Consider the following 26,822-nt stretch of genomic DNA (forward strand, 5'->3'; position numbering starts at 1 on the left):
CCAGCCCCGCTGCGCCCAAAGGAAACTCAATGGCCGACTGGACCGACCAACTGCCCGAAGCCGCCCGCGCCTACATCGCCGGACGCAAACCCGATGAAGTGGAATGCATCGTCCCCGATCTGGGCGGCGTGGCGCGCGGCAAGGCAATGCCCGCCGCGAAATTCGCCAAGCAGACGCAATTCTACCTGCCGGATTCGATCTTTCTGCAAACCATCACCGGCGACTGGGCCGAACGCCCCGGCGGCGCCTTCACCGAGCCCGACATGGTGCTGACACCGGATTTCAGCACCGCGATTGCCGCGCCATGGACCGCCGATGTCACCATTCAGGTGATCCACGACGCCTATGACCAGAAGGGTGCGCCCGTTTCGGTCTCGCCGCGCAATGTGCTCAAACGCATCCTGGGCCTGTATCGCGCGCAGGGCTGGACGCCCGTGGTGGCCCCGGAGATGGAGTTCTACCTTGTCGCGCGCAACACCGACCCCGCGAAACCCATCGTACCGCCCATCGGCCGGTCGGGACGCCCGGCGGCGGGCAAGCAGGCCTATTCCATGTCGGCGGTGGATGAATACGGCAAGGTGATCGACGACATCTATGATTTCGCCGAGGCGATGGGACTGGAGATCGACGGCATCTTGCAAGAAGGCGGCGCAGGGCAGATCGAGATCAACCTCAACCACGGCGATCCGGTGATGCTGGCCGATGAGATCTTCTATTTCAAGCGCATGATCCGCGAGGCCGCGCTGCGCCACGATTGCTTCGCCACCTTTATGGCCAAACCCATCGAGGGCGAGCCCGGCAGCGCCATGCACATGCACCATTCGGTCGTCGATGCCGCCACGGGAAGCAACATCTTCTCTGGCCCCGAGGGCGAAGAAACCCCGCAATTCCAGCACTTTATCGCCGGGATGCAAAAATATCTTCCCGCCGTCATCGCATTGCTGGCCCCATATGTGAACAGCTACCGCCGCTATGTCCCGGATTTCGCAGCGCCCATCAACCTGGAATGGGGCCGCGACAACCGCACCACCGGCATCCGCGTGCCGATTGCCGATGCCGCGTCGCGCCGGGTGGAAAACCGGCTGGCGGGGATGGATTGCAACCCCTACCTGGGCTTTGCCGCGTCGCTCGCCTGCGGCTACCTGGGGCTGATGGAGCAATTGAGCCCGCGCGCCGAATACAAAGGTGACGCCTATCTGGCCGAGGATGAGCTGCCCTTTACCTTGGGCGATGCGCTGGATCTGTTCGAGGAATGCAAACCCATTCAGGAAGTTCTGGGCGCGGATTTCTGCGGCGTCTACGAGGCGGTGAAACGGATGGAATACAAGGAATTCCTGCAAGTCATCAGCCCGTGGGAACGCGAACACCTGCTGCTGAACGTATGAATCTGCTGCACGCCAACGACCGGGCGGGGGAATACCCGCCCAGCTATTACGCCGCAACCGCCACGCCACTGGCCCCCCTGCCCGCGTTGTCAGGCGATAAGCGGGCAGATGTGTGCATTGTCGGCGCGGGCTATACCGGGTTGTCAGCCGCGCTGCATCTGGCGCAAGCCGGGTTGTCGGTGGTGGTGCTCGAGGCGCAGCGCGTGGGCTTTGGCGCCTCGGGCCGCAACGGCGGGCAGGTGGGGTCAGGACAGCGGCTGGAACAGGATGATCTGGAAAAGATGATCGGACCGGGCGATGCCCGGCTGCTGTGGGACATGGGTCAGGATGCAAAGGCGCTGGTCCGCGACCTGATCGACGCGCATGGCATGGACTGCCCCTTCCGCCCCGGCGTGCTGCATGCTGACTGGCACGCGCGCGAGGTGCGCCACAGCCACGCCATGGCCGAAAAACTGGCGCGCGATTATGGCTACGATCAGGTCGAGGTGCTGGACCGGGCCGCCCTGCAAGACATCGTGCGCGCGCCCGGCTATCAGGGCGGCACGCTGGACCATGGCGCGGGGCATGTGCATCCGTTGCGCTTCGCGCTGGGGCTGGCGCGGGCGGCGATCGCGGCGGGCGCGCAGGTGTTTGAGAACGCGCAGGTCACGCAGGTCACCCCCGGCGCGCCTGTCGTGGTGACGACGGCGGGCGGGCGCGTGACGGCGGATCACGTGATCCTGGCTGCCAATGGCTATCTGGGCGGGCTGAACCGGCAGGTCGCGGCAAAGGTCATGCCGATCAACAATTTCATCATTGGCACCGAGCCGTTGGGCGACCGCGCGGCGGATGTGCTGACGCGCCCCGTTGCGGTGGCTGACAGCAAGTTCGTGGTGAATTACTTTCGCCTGTCCGAGGATAACCGCCTGCTGTTTGGCGGCGGCGAAAGCTATGGCTACCGCTTCCCCGATATCATCAAGACAGTACGGCAGCCGATGTTGCAGGTCTTCCCGCAGCTTGAAGATGTGCGGATCGACTACGCATGGGGCGGCACGCTGGCCATCACCATGACGCGGCTGCCGTATTTCGCGCAGGCGGGTGCGGGGGTATGGTCGGCCTCGGGCTATTCCGGCCACGGGGTAGCGCTGGCCACATTGGCAGGCAGGGTACTGGCCGAAGCGATCGGCGGCACCACCGCCCGGTTCGACCTGCTTTCGCGCCTGCCCATGCCGGGCTTCCCCGGCGGGCCGAAGCCGCGCACGCCGCTGCTGGCACTGGCGATGACATGGTTTTCGCTGCGCGACCGGCTGGGGATTTAGCAGGGCGGCAAGCGCTCTGACGACGTATCGCCGTCAAAGCGCCTGAGGGATGAACCCGCCCCGGCAGATCAAGAAAAGCGCCGCGTTGCCCCGCCGGTACTGACGATGCTGCACCTTGGCCGACCCATGCGGCAGGGCCAACGACCGAAAGCCCCTATTCCGCCGCATCTACATGTTTGCGGCGCAGTGGGGTGATGGCCAGCAGGTCACGCGCGCCGCCTGTGCGGGCCAGCGCGGCAGCGGCGGTATGGGCGCCGGCGTCCAGACAATCGGCGAGCGGCACGCCCGCGAGCCATGCGTCGATGAAGCCTGCGTTGAACGCATCGCCCGCGCCCACGGTATCCACCACGCGTCCCGCGCACGCCGGGCGGCGCAGCGGCGCGGCGCCGGTGCGATGCGCCACCGCGCCCGAGGCACCGTCCTTAACCACCACAAGCGCGGCATGGTCGGTCAGGGGGGCGTGGCGGGTCAGGGCGTCGGCCTCGACCCGGTTGGGCAAGAAGACATCGACGCCTGACAGCAGCGCGGGCAGATCATCGCGCGCCAGCAGGTCCGCGTCCCAGGCGCAGTCGCATGATACGGTCATCCCGGCGGCCTTGGCGGCGGGCACGATCCAGGGTGCCTCGGCCAGGGTTGCCAGTTCGCCGATATGCAGGTGCTGCCAGTCGCGGCTTTCCAGCGCGGCGCCCAGCGTTTCAGGCACGGCAGGCCCGGCGCGACGGGTCAGGAAGGCGCGATCATCGCCGGTGACGATGGCGACGGTCAGTTGCGGGTCGATGCCGGGCGCGGGCGAACCCATCAGATGCAGCGCTATGGCACTGTCGTCCAGTTCGGTATCAAGCATGACGGCGAAAGGATCGGCGGGCCAGATCGCGGCCAGCGCAGCACCCCGACCGCAGGCCGCCAGATAGGCGGCGGTGATATAGGCACCGCCACCCGCCGCGAAACTGAGGCTGTCGGCGTAGATCTCTTGCCCGGCCTGCGGCAGGTCCGGCAGACCCGACATGATCATGTCGCAATAAAGCCGCCCCGTGCAGATCACCGCAGCAGTATCGGCGGGCGCAGCATTGAGCGCGCCCCGCACCGAGGGTGCGGGGTTAGAGCGGGCCGGACCAGATCGCGCCGGATCAGAAGGCTGCAAGCTCATCGCAACGCCTCGCCCGATGTATCAAACAGATGCATGTTGGCGGCATCGGCATGCAGATGCACGGTTTCGCCCAATCGTGGCGGGGTGCGGCCATCGGCCTTGGCGATTACCTCATGCCCACCGCCGATGTCCACATAGACCAGCGTCTCGGTGCCCAGGGGTTCCAGCACGCTGACGGTGCCGGAAAACAGGCCCGGGCCCGGCGCGACGCTCAGGTCATCGGGGCGGATGCCCATGGTCAGCGCGCTGCCCGCGGGCAGTTCCAGCGGCAGCGCCACGCTGGCCCCCGCCGCCCGGATCTGCCCGTCGGCATAAGTGGCGTCCAGAAGGTTCATCGAGGGCGCGCCGATGAACTGCGCCACGAAGATGTTGCGCGGTTGGTGGAACACTTCCGCAGGTGTGCCGACCTGCTGGATGTGGCCATCCTTCATGATGACGATACGGTCAGCCATGGTCATCGCCTCGACCTGGTCATGGGTGACGAAGACGATGGTGTTGCGCACGCGCTGGTGCAGCTTCTTGATCTCCAGCCGCATCTGGGTGCGCAACTGCGCATCGAGGTTTGACAGCGGCTCATCGAACAGGAACACCGCCGGGTCGCGCACCATGGCCCGGCCGATGGCGACGCGCTGGCGCTGGCCGCCGGACAGCTGCGCGGGTTTGCGGTCCAGAAGCTCGGTCATGCTCAGAAGGGCCGCAACCTCATCAATGCGGCGTTCCTTGTCGGCGGGCGCCATCTTGGAGGTCCGCAGGCCAAAGCCGATGTTCTTGCGCACGCTCATGTGCGGATAGATCGCGTAGTTCTGGAACACCATGGCGATGTCGCGATGCTTTGGTTCCAGGTGGTTCACCACGCGGTCGCCGATCATGATCTCGCCGCCTGTGATCTCTTCCAGCCCGGCGATCATGCGCAAGGTGGTGGATTTGCCGCAGCCCGAGGGGCCGACGAAGACGACGAATTCGCCATCCGCCACCTCCAGGTTGATCGAATGCAGCACTTCGGTCTTGCCATAGGCTTTCACAAGGTTGCGCAGCGTCAGGGTGGCCATGGATCAAGCTCCGGTCATCAAGTGGTCAAAGGCGGTGTCGCGGGCGGTGGTGGCCGCGTCGATACGGGTGCGGCGCTGTGTCTGGGCGCTGCGCAGGGCATGGGCATCGACCCGCAGCGCACTGAGGGCATCATCCATCGGCGCGGGGGCCGGCCCGCCAAAGCGGGTGCGGCTGTTGACGAAATGCCGGGCGCTGACCGCATGGGCGAAGGCATCTTGCGTCAGCGCGGGTGCGTGCCCGGTCTGGTCGGTGAAGGCGCGCGCAAAGGCGGTGAACCCCGCGCCCAGCGGCTGGCCGTCAGCGATAACGGCACGCGCGGTGTGGGCGGCGACCTCATGCGCCTGCCGGAAGCTGAGGCCCTCTACCCGCACCAATGTATCAGCCAGTTCGGTGATGGTGACACAGGCGGCATCCATGTTGGCAGCGACGCGGTCGGCGCGCACGCGGGTCGCCGGGATCAGCGCGGCCAGCAACGCCAGCACCCGCGCGCCGCTGTCGAAGGCGGCATAGCCTGCAACCTGCACCTCGCCTTCGCTGTCGTTCATATCGGTGAAAGGGGTGTTGTGCATGGTATTCACCACCATGTCGCAGCGGCCCACGGTGGCGCTGGCCAGATGGCGCAGATGCTCGATCGGCACGGGGTTGCGCTTTTGCGGCATGATGGAGCTGACCTGCACCAGCGCGTTGGGGACATAAAGCTGCCCGACCTCGAACGCGGTCCAGAATTGCAGGTCCTGCACCACGCGGCCCAGATGCAAGAACATCAGTTTCAGCGCGGAATAGAGGCCGGTCACATAATCGACCGCCGCGATGCACCCGTAAGAATTTCGCAGCGGCGCGGTAAAGCCCAACAGCCCCGCCATGCGGTGCCGGTCGACCGCAAAGCCCGATGTGGTGATGGCAGCGGCGCCCATCGGGCAATGGTCGAGTGCCGCGCGGGCCTCCGAAAGGCGGGTGATGTCGCGCAGCAAGACCTCCAGCACGGCGGCAAGGTAATGCCCATAGGTGGTGGGTTGCGCAGGCTGGCCGTGGGTATAGGCAACGATCAGGGTGTCACGTTCGGCCACCGCCGTGGCGATCAGCGCGTCGGCAAGGTCCAGCGCCTGCGTCAGCGCCGTGTCGGTGCGGTCGCGCAGCGCCATCTTGAACACGGTATGGTCCATGTCGTTGCGCGACCGGGCCGTGTGCAGCGCGCCCGCGGTATCGGCGCCGATGCGGGCGCGCAATTCAGCCTCGACCAGGAAAAAGTAATCCTCATATGCGCCGGTATAGGTCAGCGCGGGGATGTCGATTTCGGCGTCGATGTCGCGCAGGGCGCCCGCGATGGTAGCGGCAGTGCCCGGCGCGATGATCGCGGTTTCGGTCAGCATGACCAGATGCGCGCGGTTGATCGCGCGGACATGGCCCGCAAAATGTGTTTTGGCGCCATCAAACAGCGGGGCCAGCACCGTGTCGCGGTAGACCGGATCGGGGAAGGTGGAGGTATCGGTGATCGCCATGCTGTCGCTCATCCCTTCAGCCCCGCCATGGCGACGCCACGGATGATGTAGCGCTGGAAGATCAGGAACACGACCAGCGTCGGAATGGTGGCCAGCGCCGCCCCGGTCATGATCAGCTCCCACTGGATCGATTGCTCAACCGAGAATGTCGTGAGGCCGACGGGGATCGTATAAAGCTCCTGCGAGGTGGTGACGATCAACGGCCAGATGAAGGCGGTCCAGTTGCCAAGGAAGATGAAGATCGCCAGCGCCGACAGTGCGGGCGTGACCAGCGGCATGGCGACCGACCACCATATCTGGAACTCGTTCAGCCCGTCGATGCGCGCGGCCTCCAGGAAGTCATCGGGCACGGTCTCAAAAAACTGTTTCATCAAGAAGGTGCCGAAGGCCGTCATCATGCCGGGGAACATGATGCCCCAGTAAGTGTCGAGCCAGCCGAAATTGCGTGCCATCATGTACCATGGGATGATGAGCATCTCGGTCGGGATCATCAGCGTCGAGAGGATCGCGATGAACACAAGGTAGCGGCCCCGGAATTTGAACTTGCACAGCGCATAGCCCACCAGCGCGTCGAAAAACACCGCCGAGACGGTGGTGACGGTGGCGATCACCAGCGAGTTGAGGAACCAGCGGTAGAAGCGCCCGTCTTCCAGCACGCGGCCGTAGTTGAAGAACGTGGGGGATTCAGGGATGATGTTGGTCTCGAACATCTCGTGCGGGTATTTTACCGATGCCGACAGCATGTAGATGATCGGCATGACCATCACGATGGCGCCCATGGCCAGCAGCGTCCAACGGATGACGCGCACCGGATCGAGGCCGGGCTTCACTGCGCCGCCCCCGGCGGGGCCGCGCATCAGCGCATCGGCGGAGGGTTTGATCTGCGTGTCGGTCATGTCATTGGTCCGTTTGCAGGGGGGGAGTGTACGGCGGCGGCGGGGCGCGGCCCATGCGGGACCGATGGTGCAGGCGGTGCCGGGCGGCGCTGTTGCGCTATGAGCGTGCGGGGGCGGGAAGTGCGGGATTGGGTCATTCTAGCGGTCCCGCAACAGGCGCAGCTGGATCAGGCTGACGATCAGCAGCACGGTGAACAGCACCACGGTCTGGGCAGCGGCATAGCCCATGTCAAAGCTGTTGAACGCGGTCTGGTAGATCATCATCACCAGTGGTTTCGTCGCATTCAGCGGCCCGCCGGGGTTGTTGGTGGTCATGTTGAACACCTGATCGAAGATCCGCAGGAAGCCGATGGACGAGAACACCACAAGAAACACGATGGTAGGGCGCATCAGCGGCAGCGTGATCTCGCGCAGGATTGTCCAGTTCGACACGCCGTCGATGCGCGCGGCCTCGTAATAGCTGATGGGAATGGCGCGCAGCCCGGCCATGAAGATGATGATCTGAAAGCCAAGGCCCGCCCACACCGCCGGGGCCAGTACCGCGGGCAGCGCATAGGTGGTGGAGTTCAGGAAGGGCACCTGAGAAATGCCCGCCGACGACAGAAAGCTGTTGAAGATCCCCACCGGCACCGGCTGATAGAACCAGCGCCAGACCCACGCCATCGCCACGGTCGATGTCAGGAAGGGCAAAAAGTACAGCGCGCGCAGGAAGCCGTGCAAGAAGCGTGTCTTGTCCAGATGATAGGCGATCAGGAAGCTGAAGATCAGCGACGTGGGCGTGCCAATGATGAGGTACAGGAAGGTGTTCTGGAACACTTTCCAGAATACCGGATCGGCGAACAGCGTGGCGTAGTTGTCAAAGCCGTTCCATTGGCGCGCCTCCAGCATGTTCCATGACTGGAAGCTGAGGACGATGGCGTCAAACGTCGGGTAGAACCGGATCACGACATAGAACACCACCGGCACCGCCAGAAACGTCCAGGCCCAGACGACTTGTTTTTGTTTGATCGACAGGCGGTCATAAAGTTTCATGCAGGACCTCTTGGATCGGACGGTCGCCGGGGTGGCGGATACAGGCGGGGCGCGTTGTGTTGGGGCGGGCGGGCGTTCGGGTGGGCGGGCGTTCGGGTGGGCGGGCGTTCGGGTGGGCGGCCGCTCGGGTGGGTAGGCGAGTCTTCGCCCGACGGCGTCGTGGCACATTGCGATACCCGGAAGGCTGGGCCACCGGAATAACGGTGGCACGTGATCTGCGTCGGGCACCGGGACATTTCCCCGCGCGGGGCACCTCTCGGGCTGCATGCCCTCACGTTCTGCGCGTCGGCTGTTGGGGCAAAGGGTACGGTCAAGGAACCGTGCCCCCTGCCCCACCGACTAGGGTTGCGGGCGCGTCACCGCGCCCGCAACCTGATGCCGGGTCGCCGTCATTCGGCGTAGTAGGCGTCAAGGATCGCCTGTTCGGCCTCGGCTGCCACGGCAAGGCTGTCGGCAGGCGACTGGTCTTCCAGCAGAATGCGGCTGACCGCATCCACCAGCACCTGACGCTGCGCGCTTTCATCCGCAAAGACCGTCGCTTGCCCGTATTCAAGCCCGGCGATGAAGGGGCCATAGATCGGATCGGCGGTGTTTTCCGGCGTCAGCGCGGCCGAGGGGCGGGCGGGCAGTTCGCCGACGGTTTCCAGCCAGATCTGCATCGCCTCATCCGAGGTGATGTATTCCATGAACTTAACCGCAGCGTCGTACTTCTCGCCCTCTGCCTTGGAGGTGATCGCGTTCACCCAGTAGCTGGCATAGTTCGACTGCGTGCCATCAGGCCCGGCGGGCAGTTCGGCAACGCCCCATTCCAGCCCCGGTGTCGATTGCAGCGCACCGATGCGGAACGAGCCGTCGATATGCATCGCGGCGCGCCCGGCGCGGAAGGCTGCCTGCGGCTCATCCATGAAGCCCGAGACCGAGACCCCGGCATCGCCCTCCAGGCTGGCATAGAATTCCAGCGCGTCGACGCCTTCGGGGGTGTTGTAGGTGACGGTGCGGTAATCGTCGGAATAGGGCACCGCGCCGAACTGGCGGTTCAGCACTTCGCGCAGCCAATGGTGATCTTGCGCAGTCATGCCGGTGGTCAGCCCGACCAGCGTGATGTTGCCTGACCCGTCGCGCTGCGTCATCGCCTCTGCCATCGACACCAGTTCATCCAGATTGGCGGGGGCTTCTTCAAAGCCCGCAGCCTCCATCAGCCGGGTGTTGTAGAACAGCGCAAGGCTGCGCACGGCGGTCGGCAGCGCCATGTAGGCCCCGTCCATCTCCATCGCCTGCACCATGGGGAAGAATTCGGCCTCGATGCGTTCGGGGCTGAAGGTATCCGTGGGCAGCGGCTGGATCAGGTCGGCTTCGACATAATCGTTCAGCCAGCCGTAGAACAGCTGCACCACATCCGGCCCCTCGCCCGCCGGGATCGCAACGGCGACGCGGGTGCGGTAATCGGCATAGGGGAAGGTGGATTGATTGACCGTGATGTCGGGGTTCGCGGCCTCGAAATTCTCGATGAGCGTGTTCATCGCGGTGACGCGGCTGTCAAAGATATACTGCCAGTATTCGATCTCGACCGCGCTGGCGGCATTGGCCCCGATCAGCGTGGCAAGACCGGCGGTCGCACCAAGGGCGAAGGATCTGAGGGATCTGGTTTGCAGGGATTTCATCTGGCGTTCCTCTCTGTTGGGTGTCCGGCGGTGCGGACGATCGCTGTTGTGGGGTCGTTTATTGCTTTTGGTCTGCTGGGCCGTGCGTTCTTGCCAGGCGCTTATCCGGCGCAGCTGGCGGGGCCGTTCGTTCTTTTGGGGCCGGGCCTCCCCTCCCGGGCCGTGACTGCGCTGCGCCCCAACCTTGCCCGGGCCGATTCCCGAAGAGGGGCGGCGCGGACCGCAGCGGGCGCAAGCTGTTTGGTGATGTCATGGTTGACGGACTTCGCTCAAAGATCAATAGTTAATTCACACCATTTGAGTTAAGGGGGCGACGTGCAGCATCGCGGGGGGCAGATTGCAGGCAACAACGCCGAGCGTTCGCGCGTTCACAACCGCCGCGTCGTGCTGGGGTACCTGCAAAACGCCCCGCAGGCAGGCCGCGCCGAAATTGCACGCGCCAGCGGGCTGAGCACGCAGACCGTATCGAATCTGGTCGCCGAGCTGGAGCGCGAGGGGCTGGTGATCCGCACGGGCCGACGGCGTACCGAACGGGGGCAGCCCCCCGTTCAGTACAGCTTCAACCCCGCCGGGGGCGCCGCGCTGGGCTTCGAGGTGCGGCCCGATGTGCTGATCATGGCACTGAGCGATCTGGGCGGCACATTGCTGATGACCCGGCAGGTGACGCTGACCGATTCGGACCCCGCGACGGTTTTCGCGGCGATGCGCCCGCTGGCGCAGGCCGCGCGCCGCGCCGCGCCGGGGCCGGTGATGGGCGCGGGCCTGGTGGTGCCCGGCCCCTTCGGTGTTGAAGGGCTGAGTGCCGCAGGCGAGACCGTGCTGCACGGCTGGGACGGAATCACGGCGGCGGATCAGGCTAGCGCCGCGCTGGACATGCCGGTTTTGTTGCAAAAGGACGCCACGGCGGCGGCCATCGCCGAGGGGATGCGCGGCGCGGCGCAGGGACTCGACGGGTTCTGCGTGCTCTATTTCGGCAAGGGGCTGGGGTTGGGCGTGGTGGCGCAGGGCCAGCCTTTGCGCGGCAGCTCGGGCAACGCGGGCGAGATCGGGCATGTTATCGTGACGCCGGGCGGAACGCTGTGCGCCTGCGGCAACCGGGGATGCCTGGAGCAATACGTCAGCCGCATGGCGTTGCGGCGGTTCCTGGTGGCGCAGGGGATGATTGTACCTGACCCGGCGTCCGAGGGGCCGGGTGCGGGACCTCCTTCGGCCTCAGGGCTTTTGCCCCTGGCGGCCGCCACCGGCGAAGGGTCGACGGGGGGGGCACCGCCCTCCGAACGCCCCGCCGGTACCGCGCAGACGCCTCAGGGCGCACGGGCCGAAAATCGGCTGGGCGGGGGGGATCTGCCCGATGACGCGCCGCCCGATGATATCCTGGCAGACGATTCCATGGCCGAGGACCAGACCGATGCGGTCGCACTGGCTTTGCTGGCAGCGCACGATCCCCGGCTGCTGGCCTGGCTGGACGCGGGTGCCGCTGCCCTGTCGCGCGCCATCGGGATGCTGGAAAACCTGCTGGACCCCGACACGGTGATCCTGGCGGGCGCCCTGCCCGATGCGATCCTGGACGCATTGATCGCCCGGCTGGTGCTGCCGCCCGGATCGGTTGCGCGCCGCGCCGCGCGCAAGGCACCAAGGGTGCAGCGCGGCACTTCAGGCGTGCTGACCGCTGCGCTGGCAGGCGCCGCCCTCATCATCCATGACGTGGTGACGCCCCGGCTGGATTCCGCGCTGTGAGGGGCGTCGGCCTTTCCCCTCAGGGCCGCGCACCCGGCCCGCGCTGTGCAGGATATCGCCGCGCGCGGCATCGGTTTGCCCCCCGCCAGATCGCCCTTGCCCCATCCGATGTCGCGCAGCTTCGGTTCGAGTGTGCGGTATATTGTCGGCAGGGCATTTGGATCTGGCGCGCGCCTTCACGGCGCCGGTCTGTCAAACCCCTGTCGCTCGGCCCGCGCTTTTTCAGCGCAGGTTCCGCAGGCGACCACGGCCCGGACGGCCCTGCCCGAATTGCAGCATCCTGCACGCAGCATTCTGCACCTTCTTGCGCGCAATTTGGCGTACGGCGCGCCCTTTGCCACCCGCGCGGGCGTCGTCGCCGTTGCCTGTGTCCCCGGCGGTCATCGGGCTGAGCGCCCGCCCCTTCTGATGCCCCTTCCCCGCGCCAACACGCCCATAAACCTGAAAGGCCCTGCCCATGCCCCTGTCCGACGCCGCCCGCCTGTCCCTGCAAGTGACCGCGCCCCGCGCCCTGACGCTGTGGCGTGCCCTGCACCCCCTGCGGGGGCTGGTGCGGTTCATGAACACCGGCGCGCATCCCGATGATGAGACCAGCGCGATGCTGGCCGCACTTTCCTTGCGTGACGGGATCAGCCTGTCCTATGCCTGTTCCACCCGCGGCGAAGGCGGCCAGAACGATCTGGGCCGCGAGGCCGGGGCCGATCTGGGCACCTTGCGCACCGCCGAGATGGAGCGCGCCTGCGATGTGCTGAACCTGTCGATGTATTGGCTGTCAGAAGGCCCCGACGACACGATCACCGATTTTGGCTTCTCGAAATCCGGGGTGGAGACGCTGGGCAAATGGGACCATGCCCGCACCCTGCGCAGGTTTGTCGAGATCATCCGCGCCGACCGGCCCGACATCATCTGCCCGACGTTCCTCGACATCCCAGGCCAGCACGGCCACCACCGCGCCATGACGCAGGCCGCGCATGAAGTGATGGATGCCGCCGCCGACCCGGCCTTTGAGGCAGCGGGCGCGCCCTGGCAGGTGGCAAAGCTCTATTTGCCTGCGTGGTCTGGCGCGGGGGACGCCTATGATGACGACCTGCCGCCACCGCCCGAAACGCTACGCGTGCCGGGGCACGGGGTCGAAGGGCCCTCGGGCTGGACATGGGCCGAGATCGGCCAGCATTCCCGCGTCTTCCACGCCACGCAGGGCATGGGCCGCTGGGTCGGCGCGGCGGAAACTGCGGGCTGGCCGCTGCATCTGGCGCGCACTTTCGTTGGGCCGGATGGAGACGCGGAAGGCGCGATCACCGATAATCTGGCGCGCAGCTATGCTGACCTTGTGCCGGGGGCCGGTGCTTTCGCGGACCTCGATGCGGCGCTGGCTGCGACTGTCGCGGCCTATCCCGATCCGCAGGCCGTTGCGCTGCGGGCACTGGACGCGCTGCGCGCGCTGCATGCCGCCCGCGCCGCCTGTCCGGCTGCCGCATCGGGTCAGGTCCTCCACCGGCTGGACCGGCATGAGGCCGCGTTGGCCCGCGTGCTGATGCTGGCCGCAGGCATCCGGGCCGAGGGGCGGCTGAGCGTGGATTTCGCCCGCCCCGGAAGCGCGGTCACCGGCCAGCTCTCGCTGCACCTTCCCGACGGCGCGCCGGTGCAGGCGCGGCTGGACTGGGACTTGCCGCCGGGCTGGCGGGTGGAAACCGACGGGACGCAGGCAAATGGCGCGACCAGCAGCCCCAATGTCGCGTCCGAAGGCGGGACGGGACGCGGGACAGGCGTGCGGGCGCAGATCCACATCCCCGGTGATGCACCCCCCGCCGATCCTTACCCGACACATTACAGCCCCGACGGCGCGGCCGGTCCGGTCAACATGCGCCTGACCCTCAGCGCCGGTGCGGGGGCCGTGCCGGTCAAGACATTCATGACCCTGCCCACCGAGCGCCGCTTGCTGGTGCTGCCGAAGGTTGAGGCCGAGATTGCCCCGGCCGCCGTCTTCGTCAACAGCCGCGCCGCCGCGCCGGTGACGTTGCATCTGAGCGACGGGGCAGCGTTGTCCCTGCCTGAGGGCTGGGCGCTGCGCGGGCCGGTCGCCACGCCAGATGCAGGGCGCGATACCGGGGCTGAGGGGGCGGCCCCCGGCACCCCGTCCGTCGCGGCAGCCCCGGCTTCTGAACCTGCGCCTGACGGGCTGCGCCTGATCCCGCCCGCGCGGCCCGAACCCGGTCTTTGGGCGCTGCCGGTCACACTGGACGGCGTGCCCGCGCAGAGCGTCACGCGCATCGACTATTCCCATACCGGCCCGCGCCTGCGCGCAGCCCCTGCCCTGCTGCGGCTGCGGGTGGCGGATGTGGCGCTGCCCCTGGGCCGCGCGCAAGATGCGCTGCGTGTGGGCTACATCGGCGGCGGCAATGACCGGGCGGACCACTGGCTGCGCGCCATGGGAGTCGATGTTGTGACGCTGGACGATGCGGGCCTGACCCCCGCCGCGCTGGCGCGCTGTGACGCGCTGGTGATCGGGATTTTCGCGCTGCGCTTCCGCCGCGCGCTGGCCGGGCTGATGCCTGCGGTCCACGATTGGGTGCACGCGGGCGGCACGCTTCTGACCTTGTACCACCGCCCGTGGGATAACTGGGATGCCACGCGCACCGCGCCCGCGCCGCTGGAAATCGGCAAGCCCTCGCTGCGGTTCCGCGTCACGGATGAGGGGGCCTTGGTGCGCCACCTCGCGCCCGATCATCCGGTACTGACCGGGCCAAACCCCATCGGGCCGCAGGACTGGGACGGCTGGGTGAAGGAACGCGGCCTCTATTTCGCGAAAAGCTGGGATGCGGCCTACACGCCGCTGCTGGAGATGGCCGACCACGGCGAGGCCCCACATCACGGCGCGCTCGTCTCGGCCGAGATCGGCGCGGGCCGCCACACCCATTGCGCGCTGATCGTGCATTTGCAGATGGAGGCGCTGATCCCCGGCGCCTTCCGGCTGATGGCCAACATGATCGCCCCGCGATGAGCAACGCCCCGCCGCCCCCGGGTCCTGCGCGCAACAACCTGCGCGGCGCAGGGTGGTTGCTGGCGGATATGGCGCTGAACATCTGGGCGCTGACCATCGTCAAGGCAATGGGTGCGGATTTCAGCGCCGCGCAGATCGTGTTCATCCGCGCGGCGGTCGGGCTGGTGCTGCTGATCCCCTTCGTGGCGCGCGCGGTGTACCGTGCGCGGGCGCAGGCATTGCAGGGCGCTGACGATCCTGACGATGGCAAAGCCGCAGGCACGGGCGGTGCTGGCACCGACCGGGGCACAGGCGCCGCGATGCGGCTGGGGGGGGCAGTCGGCACAGGTGCGGGTGCTGGCGTCGGAACGGGGCGCGCCCTTGGGCTGACAGGCGCGCAGGGCGCGCTGCGGCTGCGCCAGCCGTGGTTGCACCTGTTGCGGGTGATGCTGAGCACCGTCGCCCTGACTTCCAGCTTCTTTGCGGTTGCCAAGGTGCCGCTGGCGCTGTTCACCGCGATCAACTTCACGCGGCCCGTGGTCATGATGGTCATGGCCGCGCTGATCTTGCGCGAGGTGATCCGCCCCACCCATTGGCTGGCGGGCGCGGTGGGGCTGGTCGGCGTCTTGATCGCGGTGCAGCCAGCGGGGATGGTGGCAAACCCCGGCGTGCTGGCGCTGTTTGTCACGGTCTTTGCAGGCACCGGCGCGATCATCGTGACGCGCAAGATGCGGGCCGAGCCGCCGCTTATCATGATGCTGACCTATACCGCCGGGCTGGCGCTGTTCACCTTGCCGCTGGCGCTGTGGTTCTGGGTGCCGCTGGGCGACGGCTGGCGGGTGCTGATCTGGGTCGGCGTATTTTCGCAAGCGGCGCAGTTTTGTTTCCTGCGGGCGCATTTCTGGGGTGAAGCGGGGGTGCTGGGGCCGCTGTCCTATGCCTCGCTGGTGCTGTCCACCCTGGTCGGGTATCTGGTCTTTGACGAGGTGCCGACCCCCGCCATGGCCTTGGGCGCCGGGCTGATCGTGCTGGCAACGCTGAGCATCAGCGGGCTGCCTCGCAAGATCTGGCCCCGCAAGTTCTGGCCCCATAAGATCTGACCGCGCAAGATCTGGCCGCGCAAGACCTGACCGCGCGGCATCTGGAGGGGGAGACACCCGACAAGGCCGGAAGTGACACGAGGCCGAAGCGGCCCGGCGGGAACGCGCGGCGCAAGGCGCGGGGGCCCGTCACCAGCAACCCCGCCCCATGCCCTCATGCCCTTGCAGCGGGGGGCGCAGGCTGTATTCTACCGGGGCGCTACCCGGCGGCCCGACGGCCCCGGCCACCAAGACCGCCGACAGCCCTGCCCGCCACCCTGTGCCACGCACCCCGTTACCCGACCCGCTGCCCCAATGCCCCTAGCCGAAAAGTCCCGATGCCCGAAAAACACTCGGCCCTGTTCACCACCCGCGTCCGCGAGGCGTTGCCAACCCTGCATCCAAGCGAGCGGCGGCTGGCCGAGCTGGTGCTGAACTTCCCCGGGGAACTGGCCAGCTATTCCGCCACCGAACTGGCGCGGTTGGCCAATGTCTCGAACGCGACGGTGACACGGTTCGTGCGCAAGATCGGCTATGCCAGTTTTGAAGCGGCACGTCAGGACGTGCGTGCCAACAAGCAGGCGGGCGCGTCATTGTTCCGCGTGTCGCCCGGGCGGGCCGACAGCAAGAACTATATCCCCGCCTATGTCACGCAGGCGCAGACCGATATCGAACAGACCTTCCGCCTGATAACCGAAGCCGAGATCGACGCGCTGGCCCGCAAGATCGTGGGGGCGCGCCGCGTCTGGTTGCTGGGCACGCGGCGCGGGCATGCTTTCGCGCAATACCTGGGATGGCAGATGTTCCAGGCGATCCCGAATATCTCGGTCATCCCCGCCAGTGGCGAAACGCTGGGCGAGGCGATTGCGGCCATGACCGCGCAAGATTGCGTGGTGGCCTTCGGGTTGCGGCGCACGGTCAGCAAACTGCCGCAGGCGCTGGCCCATGTGGTCGGCAGCGGTGCCAGCGTGGCCTATATCCACGACGCGAACACCTTGCCCGATCTGGCCTTCACCTGGCGGTTTCAGTGCGAAACCGCGTCCCCTGGGCCGCTGTTCAACCACGCAGCGGTGATCACGCTATGCCATGTGCTGGCGACACGGGTGATCGCGCAGGCAGGCGCAGGCGGGCGCAAGCGGATGGGCGCAATCGAGGCGATTCACGACTCGCTCGACGAAGTCTGACGGCTTTGGCTTTCGCGGCGGGCGGGTCCTGGCGTGGGACGCTGAGGGAGCTTTCCTGATCCCACCCGATGGCGCGGCAAGTGCGCAGGGCAGCGCCGCCACATCCTGATGCGCGCGCAGCGCCAAGCGGGCCGCGCAATAGCCGCCATGCCGCCTGTGATGTCGCTGGGTTTCCCGGGCGAAGACCTAATGCGCGGCCCGTGCCAGACCCCACGGCACGCGTGGCGCGGCGCGATTTCCGGCGACGGCCTTGCCCCTATGCCGTCTTCGGCGCCCGCCCCCCGTCACCCGACCCCCGTCACCCGCGCTCCGTCACCCGCGCTCCATCACCCGCCCGCCAGTTGCCGCAGCGCGTGGGTCAGCACCTGCACTGCCTGCGCGAAATCAGGCAGTTGCATATCCTCATCCGGGTTGTGGCTGCCGTTCTGGTTGCGGATGAACAGCATGCCAGAAGACACGCCCTGCCACGAGAACGTCGCGCAGTCATGCCCCGCGCCGGATGGCAGTTTCAGCGCGGGGATGTCGAGCGCGCGTGCAGAACCTTCAAACAGCGCCACCAGCGCGGGGTCGATCAGCGCGGGGGGCGCATTGGTGAAGCGGCCGGGGTCAATCGTCACGCCACGGCGCGCACCGATACGGGCGGCAGCGGCCCGCAATTCGGTATCTACCGCCAGCAGCACGGCGTTGCTGAGGCTGCGCAGATCCATGGTGAAGCGCACAATACCCGGCACCTTGGTCATGCCGTGCATGGCGGGGTCGGTCCAGAACTCGCCCACAGTGGCCACAAAATCATCGCCCGTGGCGACCAGCCGGTCCCAGATCCCCTCTAGATGTTGCACGAACTCGGCCCCCGCCAGCACCGCATCGTGGCGATATTCGCGCGCAACCGCCCCTGCATGGGCATAGCGCCCGGTGATCTGGCCATGCCGGTACCGCAGATTGCCCCGGATGCCCGAGACGACGCCGACAGGGGTGCCGCGCAGGTCCAACGTCGGGCCCTGTTCGATATGCACCTCGATGAAATGGGCGATGGTCGCGGGGTCCAGCGGCTTTGCGCCCGCGCGCAGGGCATCGGGGTCGCAGCCCTGCGCGCGCATGTGATCAGCGAGGGTCCGCCCGGTGTCCGACCGGCGCACCGCGTCATATTCCGCCGGGTCAAGGAGGCCAAAGGCCATGCGGCTGCCGCAATAAGGGGTGGGGAACCAGACAAGCTCTTCCGCGCGGATGGCCATGATGACGATGTCCTGCGCAGGTGTGAAACCCGCATCTTGCAACGCCGACACGGCCGCGAGCCCCGCCACCACGCCCGCGGCGCCATCGAAATTGCCGCCATGATTGACGCTGTCCATATGCGAGCCGATGAAGATGCGCGGCGCGCGGCGGTCCCGCCCGGGCCATGTCATGTATTGATTGCCCGCGATGTCGGTCGAGACCTCCAGCCCCCGCGCCCGGGCAACGTCGGCAACAAGCGCATGGGCAATGGCCTCGCCCTCGCCAAAGGACGCACGGGTCACGCCGGGCGCATCGGCGGTCTGGGTGGCCAGATCCGAGAACAGGCGCGCGGCAAGGACCATTTCCGGTGTGGCGGTTTCTGGTGTGGCGGTTTGTGGGCGCATGGGGACCTCGGCGGCTTGCAGGAGTGGCGGATTTTTGGGCTGTTTTGCAGGCTAGGCAGGCGGTCGTGGCCGGACAAGCGGTGAAATCCATTTTTCCAGTTTACGCATCAAGAAAAAATGTTTTCCGATAGCCCATGCCTGTCAAACAGGCGCAGAAAGGGCAGTCTTCATGCAGATCACATCAAAAACCGCCGTTGAAATCCGCAGCGGGTTGCGCGCGGGCGACTGGAGCTGTGTCGAGGTTGTGCAGGCGCATCTGGACCAGATCGCTTGTGCCAACCCCACGATCAACGCGTTCGTAACGCTCTGCCCTGATGCGGCACTGGCGCAGGCGCTGGCGCTGGACGCCGCGCCGCGCGATACCTGGGGGCCGCTGGCCGGGCTGCCGGTGGGCATCAAGGATGTGACCGAAACGCAGGGGCTGCGCACCACCTTCGGCTCGCGCCTGTTGGCGGATAACGTGCCCGACCATGACGCCGCGATCGTGCAGCGGTTGCGCGGGGCCGGGGCAATTGTCATCGGCAAGACGAATACGCCGGAATTCGCCGCCGGGGCAAATACGCGCAATGAATTGTTTGGTGCGACCGTGAACCCATGGGACACCACGCGCACCGTAGGCGGGTCCACCGGGGGCGGCGCGGCGGCGCTGGCCGCCCATATGGTGCCGCTGGCCGAGGGGACAGATTTTGGCGGCTCACTGCGCACGCCTGCCAGCTTTTGCGGGCTGGTCGGGCTGCGGCCCACGGCGGGCCTCATCGCCAGCGCCCCGGTGGCGCAGCCCTGGGATATGGGGCGGGTCAACGGGCCGATGGCGCGCACCGCTACCGATGTGGCACTGATGCTGGGCGCGCTGACGGGGGTGGAGGATGCCTCGGCAATCTCTACCCCGCCCGACTGGCCGATGGCGCCAGGTGCCCTGCCCGACTGGGTGGCGCAGTTCGACGCGCATGGGCTGCGCGTCGGCTACACCCCTGATCTGGCCGGGCGGGGCATAGACACAGGCGTGGCACAGGTCTGCGCGGCGGGGCTGGCGCAGGCCGCGGCGGTGACCGGGGTGGATGTTGCGACGACCGACCTGTCGCTGGCGGATTCCAACGACGCCTATCTGCGGCTGCGTGGCCTTTGGATGGTGTGCAATTACCACGACACCCTTGGGCGGCTGGACGACCTGAACCCCGCGCTGCGCGGCAATATAGAGGCCGGGCTGAAGATCACCGCGCTGCAGATCGCGCAGGCGCGCGCGCAGCAAAAGGTGGCATGGCAGCGGATGATGGAGGCATTGCAGACCTGCGATGTGATCGCCACGCCGACCGTGCCGGTGCCGCCGTTCCCGGTCACGGTGAACCACCCGACTGCGATCAACGGGCGTCCGCTGAACAGTTACGTGGATTGGCTGGCACAGACCTATCTGGTCACGCTGACCGGGCTGCCCGCGCTGTCGGTGCCCATCGGAGTTGATGCTGACGGGCTGCCCGTGGGGCTGCAACTGATCAGCAAGCGCTTTTCCGAGCCGCTACTGCTGGGCCTGGCGCAATGCATACAGCGCGCGGTCCCGCTGCCGCTGCCGCCCACGCGATTCGGGGCCTGAGGGGATTCGGGGCCTCTTGTGGGAAACGCTGTCCAAACGGGAATCGGGGGTCCAAACGCGATGCGGAACCAATGCGATACTGAAGCCCAGGCGCGGCATACCGGGCGCCGACGCTTTTCACAGCGCGCAAGTTTTATGCACGGCGCGCACCACTGACCCGAAAACTTGCAAGAACATCTTTTCGGCGCGCCAACGCACAAAAATTCTTTTTCATAAATTCGATTTCATGAAAATCATTTTTTACAGGCGGACACCACGGCCCACATGACATCCCCCCGCCGCATCACGACCCGCACGACCGGGTTGCCACGACCAGACGCACGATTCCTGAGTTTCACCATGAAAGGACGCCTTATGAATACGTTCCTACGCTTTACCCTGGCCTCGACCCTGGGGATGGCCCTGCCGCAAATGGCGCTGGCCAATCCGACCGTCTTGCAAATCAACAGCTCGCTGCCCGACGGGTCTTTCGCGCATGTCTTCCTGACTGAATACGAACAGCGGGTCGAGGCCGCGCTGCCCGATCAGGTAGATGTGCAAATCTTCATGGGCAACACCCTGGGTTCGGAAGAAGATGTGTTGCAGGGCCTTGGTTTTGGCACGCATCACGCATCGCTGTCGGCTTCGGCCGTGGTGCAGATCAACCCGCGCGCCGCAATTTTCGATCTGCCGTATCTCTTCGCCGACCGCGCCGCTGTGCAGACCTTCGCCGCCAGCCCGGCAGGCGATATGCTGGCCGAAGGGTTCGCTGGCAACGGCATGCGGCTGGCGGCGCTGTGGGACAACGGGTTCCGGGTCATCACCAACTCGGTCCGGCCCATTGTCACGCCTGAGGATCTGGTAGGTCTGAAGATCCGCACGCCCACCAGCCGCCAGCGGGTCGAGATGTTCAACACGCTGGGTGCCAATGCGACGCCGCTGTCATTTGGCGAGGTCTATTCCGCGCTGGATCAAGGCGTGGTGGACGGGCAGGAGAACCCCGCGCAGATCACTGAAAGTGCCCGCCTCTATGAGGTGCAAGATTATATGTCGATGTCGAACCACGTCTATCTGCCGACCTTCTTGCTGTTTGGCGAGCCGTTCCTGGCCGGGCTGGACCCCGAGGTCAGCGCAGAACTGCTGACGATTGCGGCGGACATGGCCGGCTGGACCTTCGACTGGGGCGATGCGACGGACGAGACTGTCGTGGCAGAACTTGCCGACAAGATCGCGATCAACGCGATTGATTTCCCCGCCTTCCAGGCCGCAGCCCTGCCGCTTTATGACAGCCCGACCTTCGTGGACACTGCGGGCGCCGACATGGTGACAGCGACCAAAGCCGCGCTGGGGATCGAGTGATCAAGGCCCGGTGGGGTGCCTTCTGGGCGCCCCACCGGGCCACAGTGGACAGGCCAGCGGCTGAACCAGTGCCTCCCGCGCTGGCACCGACAGGCGGTTCCCACGCCCGCAGCGTCACCCGTCGCCGCATGTCAGGGTTTATTGCCCTACCCGCCATGCCGCAACTCCTTGGGCTGTCGGGGGGAGCCGTCCATCCCCGCCTGATCCCCCTACCCCAATTCCATCGTACCGGAGGCCCTGCCCATGGCACCGCTTGAAAAGCTGATCTTGCATCTGGACAACGCCCTGAAACGCGCACTGGACGCCCTTGTCATCACCATGGCAGGGGTGCTTCTGGTGCTGCTGAACTATGCGGTTTTCGCGCGTTTCGTGCTGAATTCCTCGGTCTCGTGGGGGGAAGAGCTGCCCGCGCAGATACTGGCAGCGCTGACCTTCATCGGCGCGGCCTATCTGACGCGCACGAATGAGCACCTGGGCTTCGACAGCGTGGCGCGCAGCCTGTCGCCGCTGATGCAGCGCGTGATCATGGGGGCCAACTTGCTGCTGATGGCGTGGCTGGGCGGGCTTTTGGCGTGGTACGGCGGCAAGGTCGCGCTGAGCTTTGGCACCCGCCTTCTGATCTCGGTCGATCTGCCCATGGCGCTGTTTCGCGCCGCGATGCCGCTGGGCGGCGCGCTGATCGTGTTGATCTGCCTTGTCCGTCTGGCGGGCCTTGTGACCGGGCGGATCACCCCTGATGACCTTTTGCCAGAAAGCGACGACTGATGTTTATGTCCCCCGGATACATGATCCTGATCTTGCTGGTCGGCCTGCTGATGATGGGCATGCCGATTGCCTTCGTGCTGGGCGTCACGGCGTCGGTGATGATAATGCTGGACCCCGCCGTGGTGCCGCAGATCATCGGACTGATCCCGTTTGGCGGCGCGAACAATTACCTGCTTGTGGCAGCCCTGCTGTTCATGATCGCCGGTGAGGTGATGAACCAGGGCAAGATCGCCGAAAAGCTGATCGCCTTCGCGTCCTCCCTTGTGGGGCACGTGCGCGGCGGGCTGGCGCATGTCAACATTCTGACATCGCTGTTCTTTTCCGAGATTTCGGGCACGGCTACATCCGACGCCGCCGCCATCGGGTCGGTGATGATCCCGCAGATGAAGAAGCGCGGCTATCCGCCCGCTTTCGCGGCGGCTGTCACCTCGACCTCGGCGACGATGGCGATCATCGTGCCCCCTTCGCTCAACCTGATCCTGTATGCCTATGTCGCCAATGCATCGATCGCGCAGCTTTTCGCGGCGGGGATCTTGCCCGGTTTTCTGGTGTGTTTTCTGCTGATCATGACCGCCTATCTGATTTCGGTGAAGCGCGGCTACCCGACCGAGGGCGCGTTTTCCTGGGCGCGCGTGGTGGATACCGGCAAGGATGCAGCGCTGCCGCTGACACTTCCCATCTTGATCCTGGTCGGTATTCTGGGCGGTATCTTCACCGCCACCGAGGCCGGTGCCGTCGCAGCGCTGTGGTCGATTGTCATGGCGGCCTTGTTGTACCGCACCGTGACGCTGAAGGCGTTCATCGACACGCTACGCATTGCGGGCAAGCGCAGCGCGATGCTGATGTTCATAGTCGCCACATCGACGCTGCTGGGGTGGTATCTGACCAACCAGCGCATCCCCCAAGACATTGCAAATGCCATCCTTGGCATTTCCGAGAATTACTGGATCGTCCTGCTGGCGATCAACGTCTTCTTCTTGCTGGCGGGCACCATCGTGCATGGCACGCCCGCAATCTTGATGCTGGTGCCGATATTCTTGCCGCTGGCCGATCAACTGGGCATCGACCGGGTGCATTTCGGACTGATCGTGACGATCAACCTTGGCATCGGGCAGCAAACACCGCCGGTTGCCTCGGTCGTGCTGATCACCTGCGCGATTGCCAAGATCTCGTTGGCGCAGATCATCCCGTCGATGCTGTGGTTCATCGGCGCGATGCTGGTGGCGCTGACGCTGGTGAACATATTCCCGGCAATCTCGCTCTTCCTGCCGTCGCTGATGCTGTAAGCCCATGCGCCTGTTGGTTGTAAACCCGAACACTTCGGCCGGGGTGACGCGGCGTATCGACGCCGCCGCCCAGGCCGCCGCCCACGAGGGCGAGATGATCCGCACTGTCCCCGCCGCCTTCGGCCCCGCGCTGATCGTGACGCCAGAGGATGCGGCGCACGCGATGGACGGCGTGCTGGCCGCGGTCGAGGCACATCAGGCGGGCATGGATGGCATTATTCTGGCGTCCTTCGGCGACACGGGGATCGAGGCGGTGCGCGCCCGCACCACCCTGCCCGTCGCAGGCATCGCCCATGCCGCGATCAGCCGCGCGGTGGCCTATGGGAGGCAGTTCTCCATCGTCTCCTTCAGCCCGCAGGTATCCCCATCGCTGCGCGAGATCGTGGCGCATTATCAGATGGCGGCGCATCTGCGCGATGTCGCGGTCCTGGCGGATGGGCAATGGTCGGACCCCGGCGCGATTCAGGACGAACTGGCCGCGCCCTTGCTGCGGCTCTGTCAGGACACGGCCGCTGCCGGGGGGATCGGCAGTATCGTGCTGGGCGGTGGGCCGCTCGCCGGACTGGCGCAGCGTTTCGCGCCCCATGTAGGCCTGCCGTTGATCGACGGCACGACCGAGGCGGTGGTTCAATTACGCGCGCGCCTGGCGGCCACGGCACCGGAAAGATCACGATAGCACCGGTAACTGCGCGCCGAACACCCGTCGAACTGCCCGGGCCTGGGGCGCATTTCAGGCGCGCTACCCAGCCGGGGCACCCGAAAGAAACGGGAGAAATGGCCCAGTTGGCAAATTTTTTTTACCAATTCAGGCCGGAATTGCTATTCATTTGCAGTCCAGTTGCTTTATGCCTGACGCTGACCAAAGACAGCATCGAAAGGAATCCCAAATGACGACTTCCGCCACCGAAACCCTTGCCGCAGCCCTGCTGGACGCGCATGTGAACGGCACCCACATCACCGAAGCGACCATTCCGGCAGACCGCGCCAGCGTTCTGGCAGTGCAAAGCACCGTCATGGCAGGGCTGGGCGATGTGGCGGGGTTCAAGGTCGGTGCGCAGCCCGACGACCTGCCGATCATGGCACCGATCCCGGCGCGCTATTGCCTGGAGACCGGAAGCACCCGGCAGGTGCAGGGCCGGCTGGGCATCGAGCTGGAAGTCGCGTTCGAAGTGATCCGCGACTTGCCCGAGGGTCAGTTCCCTGAAGACCCCGCCGCCTATTTCCGCCCGCGCGTTGCGCTGGAAATGGTCGATACCCGCCTTGGTGGTGCGCTTGCCGATGACCCGGTGATGAAATTCACCGATTTCCAGAACACCGCAGGCCTGATCCCGGGCAGCGGGCTTGACGCATGGGACGGCAGCGATTTCGGCACGGTACAGGCCCTGATGACAGCCAATGGTGAAACCGCTGCCGAGGGCGCATTGACGGTGCCCGGCGGTTCGGCGCTGGCTAATCTGCGGCTGCTGGTCGGGGCACTGGGCACCCATTGCGGTGGCTTGCGCAAAGGCCACATCGTGCTGACGGGGTCGGTCTGCGGCCTGCCCTATTTCGGCCCGGGCACGGTGATCGAGGCACGCATCGACGGCCTGGGCACGGTCGGCTGCACCCTGACCTGACGGGAAACGCGGAACGTGATGCGGACCGGCAGAAGGGGGCGCTGTTGGGGGATATCCCTGCGGCGTCTCTGCTTTGCCGGTCCTGACTTCGGCCGGGCATCGGGCTATTTGATTTGCCAAGAGGCACCGAAAAAATATTGCACCGTGATGTGCTGATTGCCTGCCATAGTTTTGCCCACCGGGACTGGCGCAGTGAATTGACGCGCCAATCCCTTCCGCGGCAGGCGGATGCCACAAGGCCTCCGCTGCGCCCCCGAGGCCTTTCAGCCCGCCTCGGGACTGGCCTGTGCGGCGGCGGCCTCACGGATGCGGGTGATCATCGCGCGCAGGCCGTTAGAGCGTTGGGCCGACAGGTTCTCATCCAGCCCCAGCCGTCCAAGTTCGGCGCGTGCATCGACCTGCGGCACCTGCCCGACCGGCAGCCCGGCATAGAGGGCGTGCAGCACGGCGATCAGCCCGCGCACGATCATCGCATCGCTGTCACCCTTGAAATCGAACCTTGCGTCGGGGCCGCTGCCGGTCACCTCGGGCATGATCCAGACCTGGCTGGCGCAGCCGTCCACCTTGGTGGCGGGCACCTTCAGCGCGTCTTCCATATCGGGCATGTCGCGACCCAACTCGATGACATGGCGATAGCGGTCCTCCCAATCGTCGAAGAAGGCGAAAGTGTCGGCGATGTCTTCAAAGGCTTGGGTTGCCATGCGGATGCTCCGGTATCTGGGGGCGGATGTCTGAACGGGACTTCGGTCGGTGGCGGCGGGGCTTTCGTCATGCCACGGGGTTCGCGCCGGTCCGGGTACCATGCGGCCCGCGCGGCCCCCAGGCGTTCCCGACGGGACCACCGCTTCTTTGAATTGATCTAGGCCGCATGGACCGCAAGGTCCACCCCCCCCCTTGGCCGCGATGGCGTCGCAGCGGGCGGGCGGCGCTGGCCGGGATCTGGCCGGGATATTGCAGGCACGCATGATCTGCGGCTTTTCAAACGGGCCGCTTTGCGCTAACCCAAGGGCAGAGATTTGAATTGGGGGTTTTCATGCGCAAACCGTTGCTGGCTGCTGTGGCGCTGACATTGACGCTGGGCGCATGCGGATGGGCCAGTCAAACACGCCTGAACCCGTTCAACTGGTTCGGTTCCTCAGAAGAGACGACGCTGGAACCTGCTGCGGGCTATGCGACTGTGGTCGATGGTCGGCCATTGGTCAGCGCGGTGACCGACATGGCGGTAGAGCGTAACCCCGGCGGCGCCATCGTCAGGGCCGAGGGGGTCACGCCGACCCAAGGCTGGTGGGATGCCGAACTGCTGCCGGAAAACGAAGGCCGCCCGGTGAACGGCGTGCTGACCTTCCGGTTCGTCATCGCCCCACCGCGCCAGGCGACGCGCGTATCGACCGAGGTGTCGCGCACCGTCACGGCGGCAGTAACGCTGTCGATGTTCGATCTGGAAAACGTCACCACCATCGTCGTGCAGGGCGCGCAGAACCAGCGTACCGCGCGGCGCTGAGACAGCGGCGCGGCGTCTTCGCAGCAGGTCTGTGACGGGGTCGGTTCGGGGCAGAATGGCGACGTGGCCGCAGCTCCGGACTGTCGAACCACATCACACGCAGGTAGCGCGCGGTGCGCCAGGCCTGCGAAACGCAGGTGTTGCTGCCCTGACCGTCGTACTTG

Annotated in this window: 21 protein-coding genes; 13 read left to right on the top strand and 8 right to left on the bottom strand. The window is 66.2% G+C overall.

Translation table 11 applies throughout. The features are described from left to right. Positions 1-29: 29 nt before the first annotated feature. Complete coding sequence (locus H9529_RS07010) at positions 30-1,385, top strand: glutamine synthetase family protein (RefSeq protein WP_092887906.1); 1,356 nt, start codon at positions 30-32, stop codon at positions 1,383-1,385. Then, a complete protein-coding gene (locus H9529_RS07015) occupies positions 1,382-2,683 on the top strand; it encodes an NAD(P)/FAD-dependent oxidoreductase (protein ID WP_092887903.1) in 1,302 nt (433 codons plus the stop codon). The genes H9529_RS07010 and H9529_RS07015 overlap by 4 nt, the downstream gene beginning before the upstream one ends. 154 nt (positions 2,684-2,837) lie before the next feature. Here H9529_RS07015 and H9529_RS07020 read toward each other — a convergent pair whose 3' ends face one another. The 6 genes from H9529_RS07020 to H9529_RS07045 all read right to left on the bottom strand — a co-directional run bounded on the left by H9529_RS07020 (position 2,838) and on the right by H9529_RS07045 (position 9,968). Next, positions 2,838-3,830: a carbohydrate kinase family protein gene (locus tag H9529_RS07020; RefSeq protein ID WP_092887901.1), complete on the bottom strand. Its 993-nt coding sequence runs from the start codon at positions 3,828-3,830 to the stop codon at positions 2,838-2,840. Beyond that, positions 3,827-4,879: an ABC transporter ATP-binding protein gene (locus tag H9529_RS07025; RefSeq protein ID WP_092887898.1), complete on the bottom strand. Its 1,053-nt coding sequence runs from the start codon at positions 4,877-4,879 to the stop codon at positions 3,827-3,829. The genes H9529_RS07020 and H9529_RS07025 overlap by 4 nt, the downstream gene beginning before the upstream one ends. Positions 4,880-4,882: 3 nt before the next feature. Continuing rightward, positions 4,883-6,391 (bottom strand): argininosuccinate lyase, encoded by a 1,509-nt coding sequence (locus tag H9529_RS07030; protein WP_092887895.1) that lies wholly within the window; start codon positions 6,389-6,391, stop codon positions 4,883-4,885. Beyond that, positions 6,388-7,275 (bottom strand): carbohydrate ABC transporter permease, encoded by an 888-nt coding sequence (locus tag H9529_RS07035; RefSeq protein ID WP_223814323.1) that lies wholly within the window; start codon positions 7,273-7,275, stop codon positions 6,388-6,390. Before H9529_RS07035 ends, H9529_RS07030 begins: the two co-directional genes overlap by 4 nt. A gap of 138 nt (positions 7,276-7,413) precedes the next feature. Beyond that, positions 7,414-8,307, bottom strand: coding sequence for a carbohydrate ABC transporter permease (locus tag H9529_RS07040; RefSeq protein WP_092887892.1), 894 nt, complete (start codon positions 8,305-8,307; stop codon positions 7,414-7,416). A 389-nt stretch (positions 8,308-8,696) separates the two neighbouring features. Next, complete coding sequence (locus H9529_RS07045; protein ID WP_092887889.1) at positions 8,697-9,968, bottom strand: extracellular solute-binding protein; 1,272 nt, start codon at positions 9,966-9,968, stop codon at positions 8,697-8,699. A 315-nt stretch (positions 9,969-10,283) separates the two neighbouring features. Between H9529_RS07045 and H9529_RS07050 the strand changes: the two genes are divergently transcribed. The 4 genes from H9529_RS07050 to H9529_RS07065 all read left to right on the top strand — a co-directional run bounded on the left by H9529_RS07050 (position 10,284) and on the right by H9529_RS07065 (position 16,948). Then, positions 10,284-11,705, top strand: a complete 1,422-nt coding sequence (locus tag H9529_RS07050) for an ROK family transcriptional regulator (protein ID WP_092887886.1) — start codon at positions 10,284-10,286, stop codon at positions 11,703-11,705. A gap of 457 nt (positions 11,706-12,162) precedes the next feature. Next, positions 12,163-14,706: a PIG-L family deacetylase gene (locus H9529_RS07055; protein WP_092887879.1), complete on the top strand. Its 2,544-nt coding sequence runs from the start codon at positions 12,163-12,165 to the stop codon at positions 14,704-14,706. After that, complete coding sequence (locus tag H9529_RS07060) at positions 14,703-15,785, top strand: DMT family transporter (RefSeq protein WP_092887875.1); 1,083 nt, start codon at positions 14,703-14,705, stop codon at positions 15,783-15,785. Before H9529_RS07055 ends, H9529_RS07060 begins: the two co-directional genes overlap by 4 nt. A gap of 317 nt (positions 15,786-16,102) precedes the next feature. After that, a complete protein-coding gene (locus H9529_RS07065) occupies positions 16,103-16,948 on the top strand; it encodes a MurR/RpiR family transcriptional regulator (RefSeq protein WP_092887871.1) in 846 nt (281 codons plus the stop codon). A 326-nt stretch (positions 16,949-17,274) separates the two neighbouring features. Here H9529_RS07065 and H9529_RS07070 read toward each other — a convergent pair whose 3' ends face one another. Then, on the bottom strand, positions 17,275-18,564 hold the full coding sequence (locus H9529_RS07070; RefSeq protein WP_092887866.1) for a hydantoinase/carbamoylase family amidase: 1,290 nt from the start codon (positions 18,562-18,564) through the stop codon (positions 17,275-17,277). 169 nt (positions 18,565-18,733) lie between these two features. On the opposite strand from H9529_RS07070, the gene H9529_RS07075 reads away from it, so the two are divergent. From H9529_RS07075 to H9529_RS07100, 6 genes are all read left to right on the top strand, one after another. Continuing rightward, a complete protein-coding gene (locus tag H9529_RS07075; RefSeq protein WP_092887863.1) occupies positions 18,734-20,152 on the top strand; it encodes an amidase in 1,419 nt (472 codons plus the stop codon). A gap of 354 nt (positions 20,153-20,506) precedes the next feature. Beyond that, entirely contained in the window at positions 20,507-21,490 is a 984-nt protein-coding gene (locus H9529_RS07080; protein WP_223814324.1) for a TRAP transporter substrate-binding protein, read from the top strand. 243 nt (positions 21,491-21,733) lie between these two features. Further along, on the top strand, positions 21,734-22,255 hold the full coding sequence (locus H9529_RS07085) for a TRAP transporter small permease (RefSeq protein WP_092887860.1): 522 nt from the start codon (positions 21,734-21,736) through the stop codon (positions 22,253-22,255). Beyond that, positions 22,255-23,541, top strand: coding sequence for a TRAP transporter large permease (locus H9529_RS07090; protein ID WP_092887857.1), 1,287 nt, complete (start codon positions 22,255-22,257; stop codon positions 23,539-23,541). The genes H9529_RS07085 and H9529_RS07090 overlap by 1 nt, the downstream gene beginning before the upstream one ends. Positions 23,542-23,545: 4 nt before the next feature. Further along, complete coding sequence (locus H9529_RS07095; RefSeq protein ID WP_092887855.1) at positions 23,546-24,217, top strand: aspartate/glutamate racemase family protein; 672 nt, start codon at positions 23,546-23,548, stop codon at positions 24,215-24,217. A 211-nt stretch (positions 24,218-24,428) separates the two neighbouring features. Further along, the gene (locus tag H9529_RS07100) at positions 24,429-25,157 is read left to right on the top strand and encodes a hypothetical protein (RefSeq protein WP_092887852.1); all 729 of its coding nucleotides are present in this window, start codon (positions 24,429-24,431) and stop codon (positions 25,155-25,157) included. Positions 25,158-25,420: 263 nt separating this feature from the next. Here the strand turns inward: H9529_RS07100 and H9529_RS07105 are convergent, their stop codons facing one another. Beyond that, the gene (locus tag H9529_RS07105; protein ID WP_092887849.1) at positions 25,421-25,858 is read right to left on the bottom strand and encodes a SufE family protein; all 438 of its coding nucleotides are present in this window, start codon (positions 25,856-25,858) and stop codon (positions 25,421-25,423) included. A 332-nt stretch (positions 25,859-26,190) separates the two neighbouring features. Between H9529_RS07105 and H9529_RS07110 the strand changes: the two genes are divergently transcribed. Next, positions 26,191-26,658, top strand: a complete 468-nt coding sequence (locus H9529_RS07110) for a hypothetical protein (protein ID WP_092887846.1) — start codon at positions 26,191-26,193, stop codon at positions 26,656-26,658. The last annotated feature ends 164 nt before the right edge of the window (positions 26,659-26,822 follow it).

The organism is Roseicitreum antarcticum (genome assembly GCF_014681765.1).
GTDB lineage: Bacteria > Pseudomonadota > Alphaproteobacteria > Rhodobacterales > Rhodobacteraceae > Roseicitreum > Roseicitreum antarcticum.

Excerpts from the sequence above, each read along its gene's own strand:
- H9529_RS07010 (WP_092887906.1), top strand. The coding sequence starts at position 30 with ATGGCCGACTGGACCGACCAACTGCCCGAAGCCGCCCGCGCCTACATC.
- H9529_RS07015 (WP_092887903.1), top strand. The coding sequence starts at position 1,382 with ATGAATCTGCTGCACGCCAACGACCGGGCGGGGGAATACCCGCCCAGC.
- H9529_RS07020 (WP_092887901.1), bottom strand. The coding sequence starts at position 3,830 with ATGAGCTTGCAGCCTTCTGATCCGGCGCGATCTGGTCCGGCCCGCTCT.
- H9529_RS07025 (WP_092887898.1), bottom strand. The coding sequence starts at position 4,879 with ATGGCCACCCTGACGCTGCGCAACCTTGTGAAAGCCTATGGCAAGACC.
- H9529_RS07030 (WP_092887895.1), bottom strand. The coding sequence starts at position 6,391 with ATGAGCGACAGCATGGCGATCACCGATACCTCCACCTTCCCCGATCCG.
- H9529_RS07035 (WP_223814323.1), bottom strand. The coding sequence starts at position 7,275 with ATGACCGACACGCAGATCAAACCCTCCGCCGATGCGCTGATGCGCGGC.
- H9529_RS07040 (WP_092887892.1), bottom strand. The coding sequence starts at position 8,307 with ATGAAACTTTATGACCGCCTGTCGATCAAACAAAAACAAGTCGTCTGG.
- H9529_RS07045 (WP_092887889.1), bottom strand. The coding sequence starts at position 9,968 with ATGAAATCCCTGCAAACCAGATCCCTCAGATCCTTCGCCCTTGGTGCG.
- H9529_RS07055 (WP_092887879.1), top strand. The coding sequence starts at position 12,163 with ATGCCCCTGTCCGACGCCGCCCGCCTGTCCCTGCAAGTGACCGCGCCC.
- H9529_RS07060 (WP_092887875.1), top strand. The coding sequence starts at position 14,703 with ATGAGCAACGCCCCGCCGCCCCCGGGTCCTGCGCGCAACAACCTGCGC.
- H9529_RS07065 (WP_092887871.1), top strand. The coding sequence starts at position 16,103 with ATGCCCGAAAAACACTCGGCCCTGTTCACCACCCGCGTCCGCGAGGCG.
- H9529_RS07070 (WP_092887866.1), bottom strand. The coding sequence starts at position 18,564 with ATGCGCCCACAAACCGCCACACCAGAAACCGCCACACCGGAAATGGTC.
- H9529_RS07075 (WP_092887863.1), top strand. The coding sequence starts at position 18,734 with ATGCAGATCACATCAAAAACCGCCGTTGAAATCCGCAGCGGGTTGCGC.
- H9529_RS07080 (WP_223814324.1), top strand. The coding sequence starts at position 20,507 with ATGAATACGTTCCTACGCTTTACCCTGGCCTCGACCCTGGGGATGGCC.
- H9529_RS07085 (WP_092887860.1), top strand. The coding sequence starts at position 21,734 with ATGGCACCGCTTGAAAAGCTGATCTTGCATCTGGACAACGCCCTGAAA.
- H9529_RS07090 (WP_092887857.1), top strand. The coding sequence starts at position 22,255 with ATGTTTATGTCCCCCGGATACATGATCCTGATCTTGCTGGTCGGCCTG.
- H9529_RS07095 (WP_092887855.1), top strand. The coding sequence starts at position 23,546 with ATGCGCCTGTTGGTTGTAAACCCGAACACTTCGGCCGGGGTGACGCGG.
- H9529_RS07100 (WP_092887852.1), top strand. The coding sequence starts at position 24,429 with ATGACGACTTCCGCCACCGAAACCCTTGCCGCAGCCCTGCTGGACGCG.
- H9529_RS07105 (WP_092887849.1), bottom strand. The coding sequence starts at position 25,858 with ATGGCAACCCAAGCCTTTGAAGACATCGCCGACACTTTCGCCTTCTTC.
- H9529_RS07110 (WP_092887846.1), top strand. The coding sequence starts at position 26,191 with ATGCGCAAACCGTTGCTGGCTGCTGTGGCGCTGACATTGACGCTGGGC.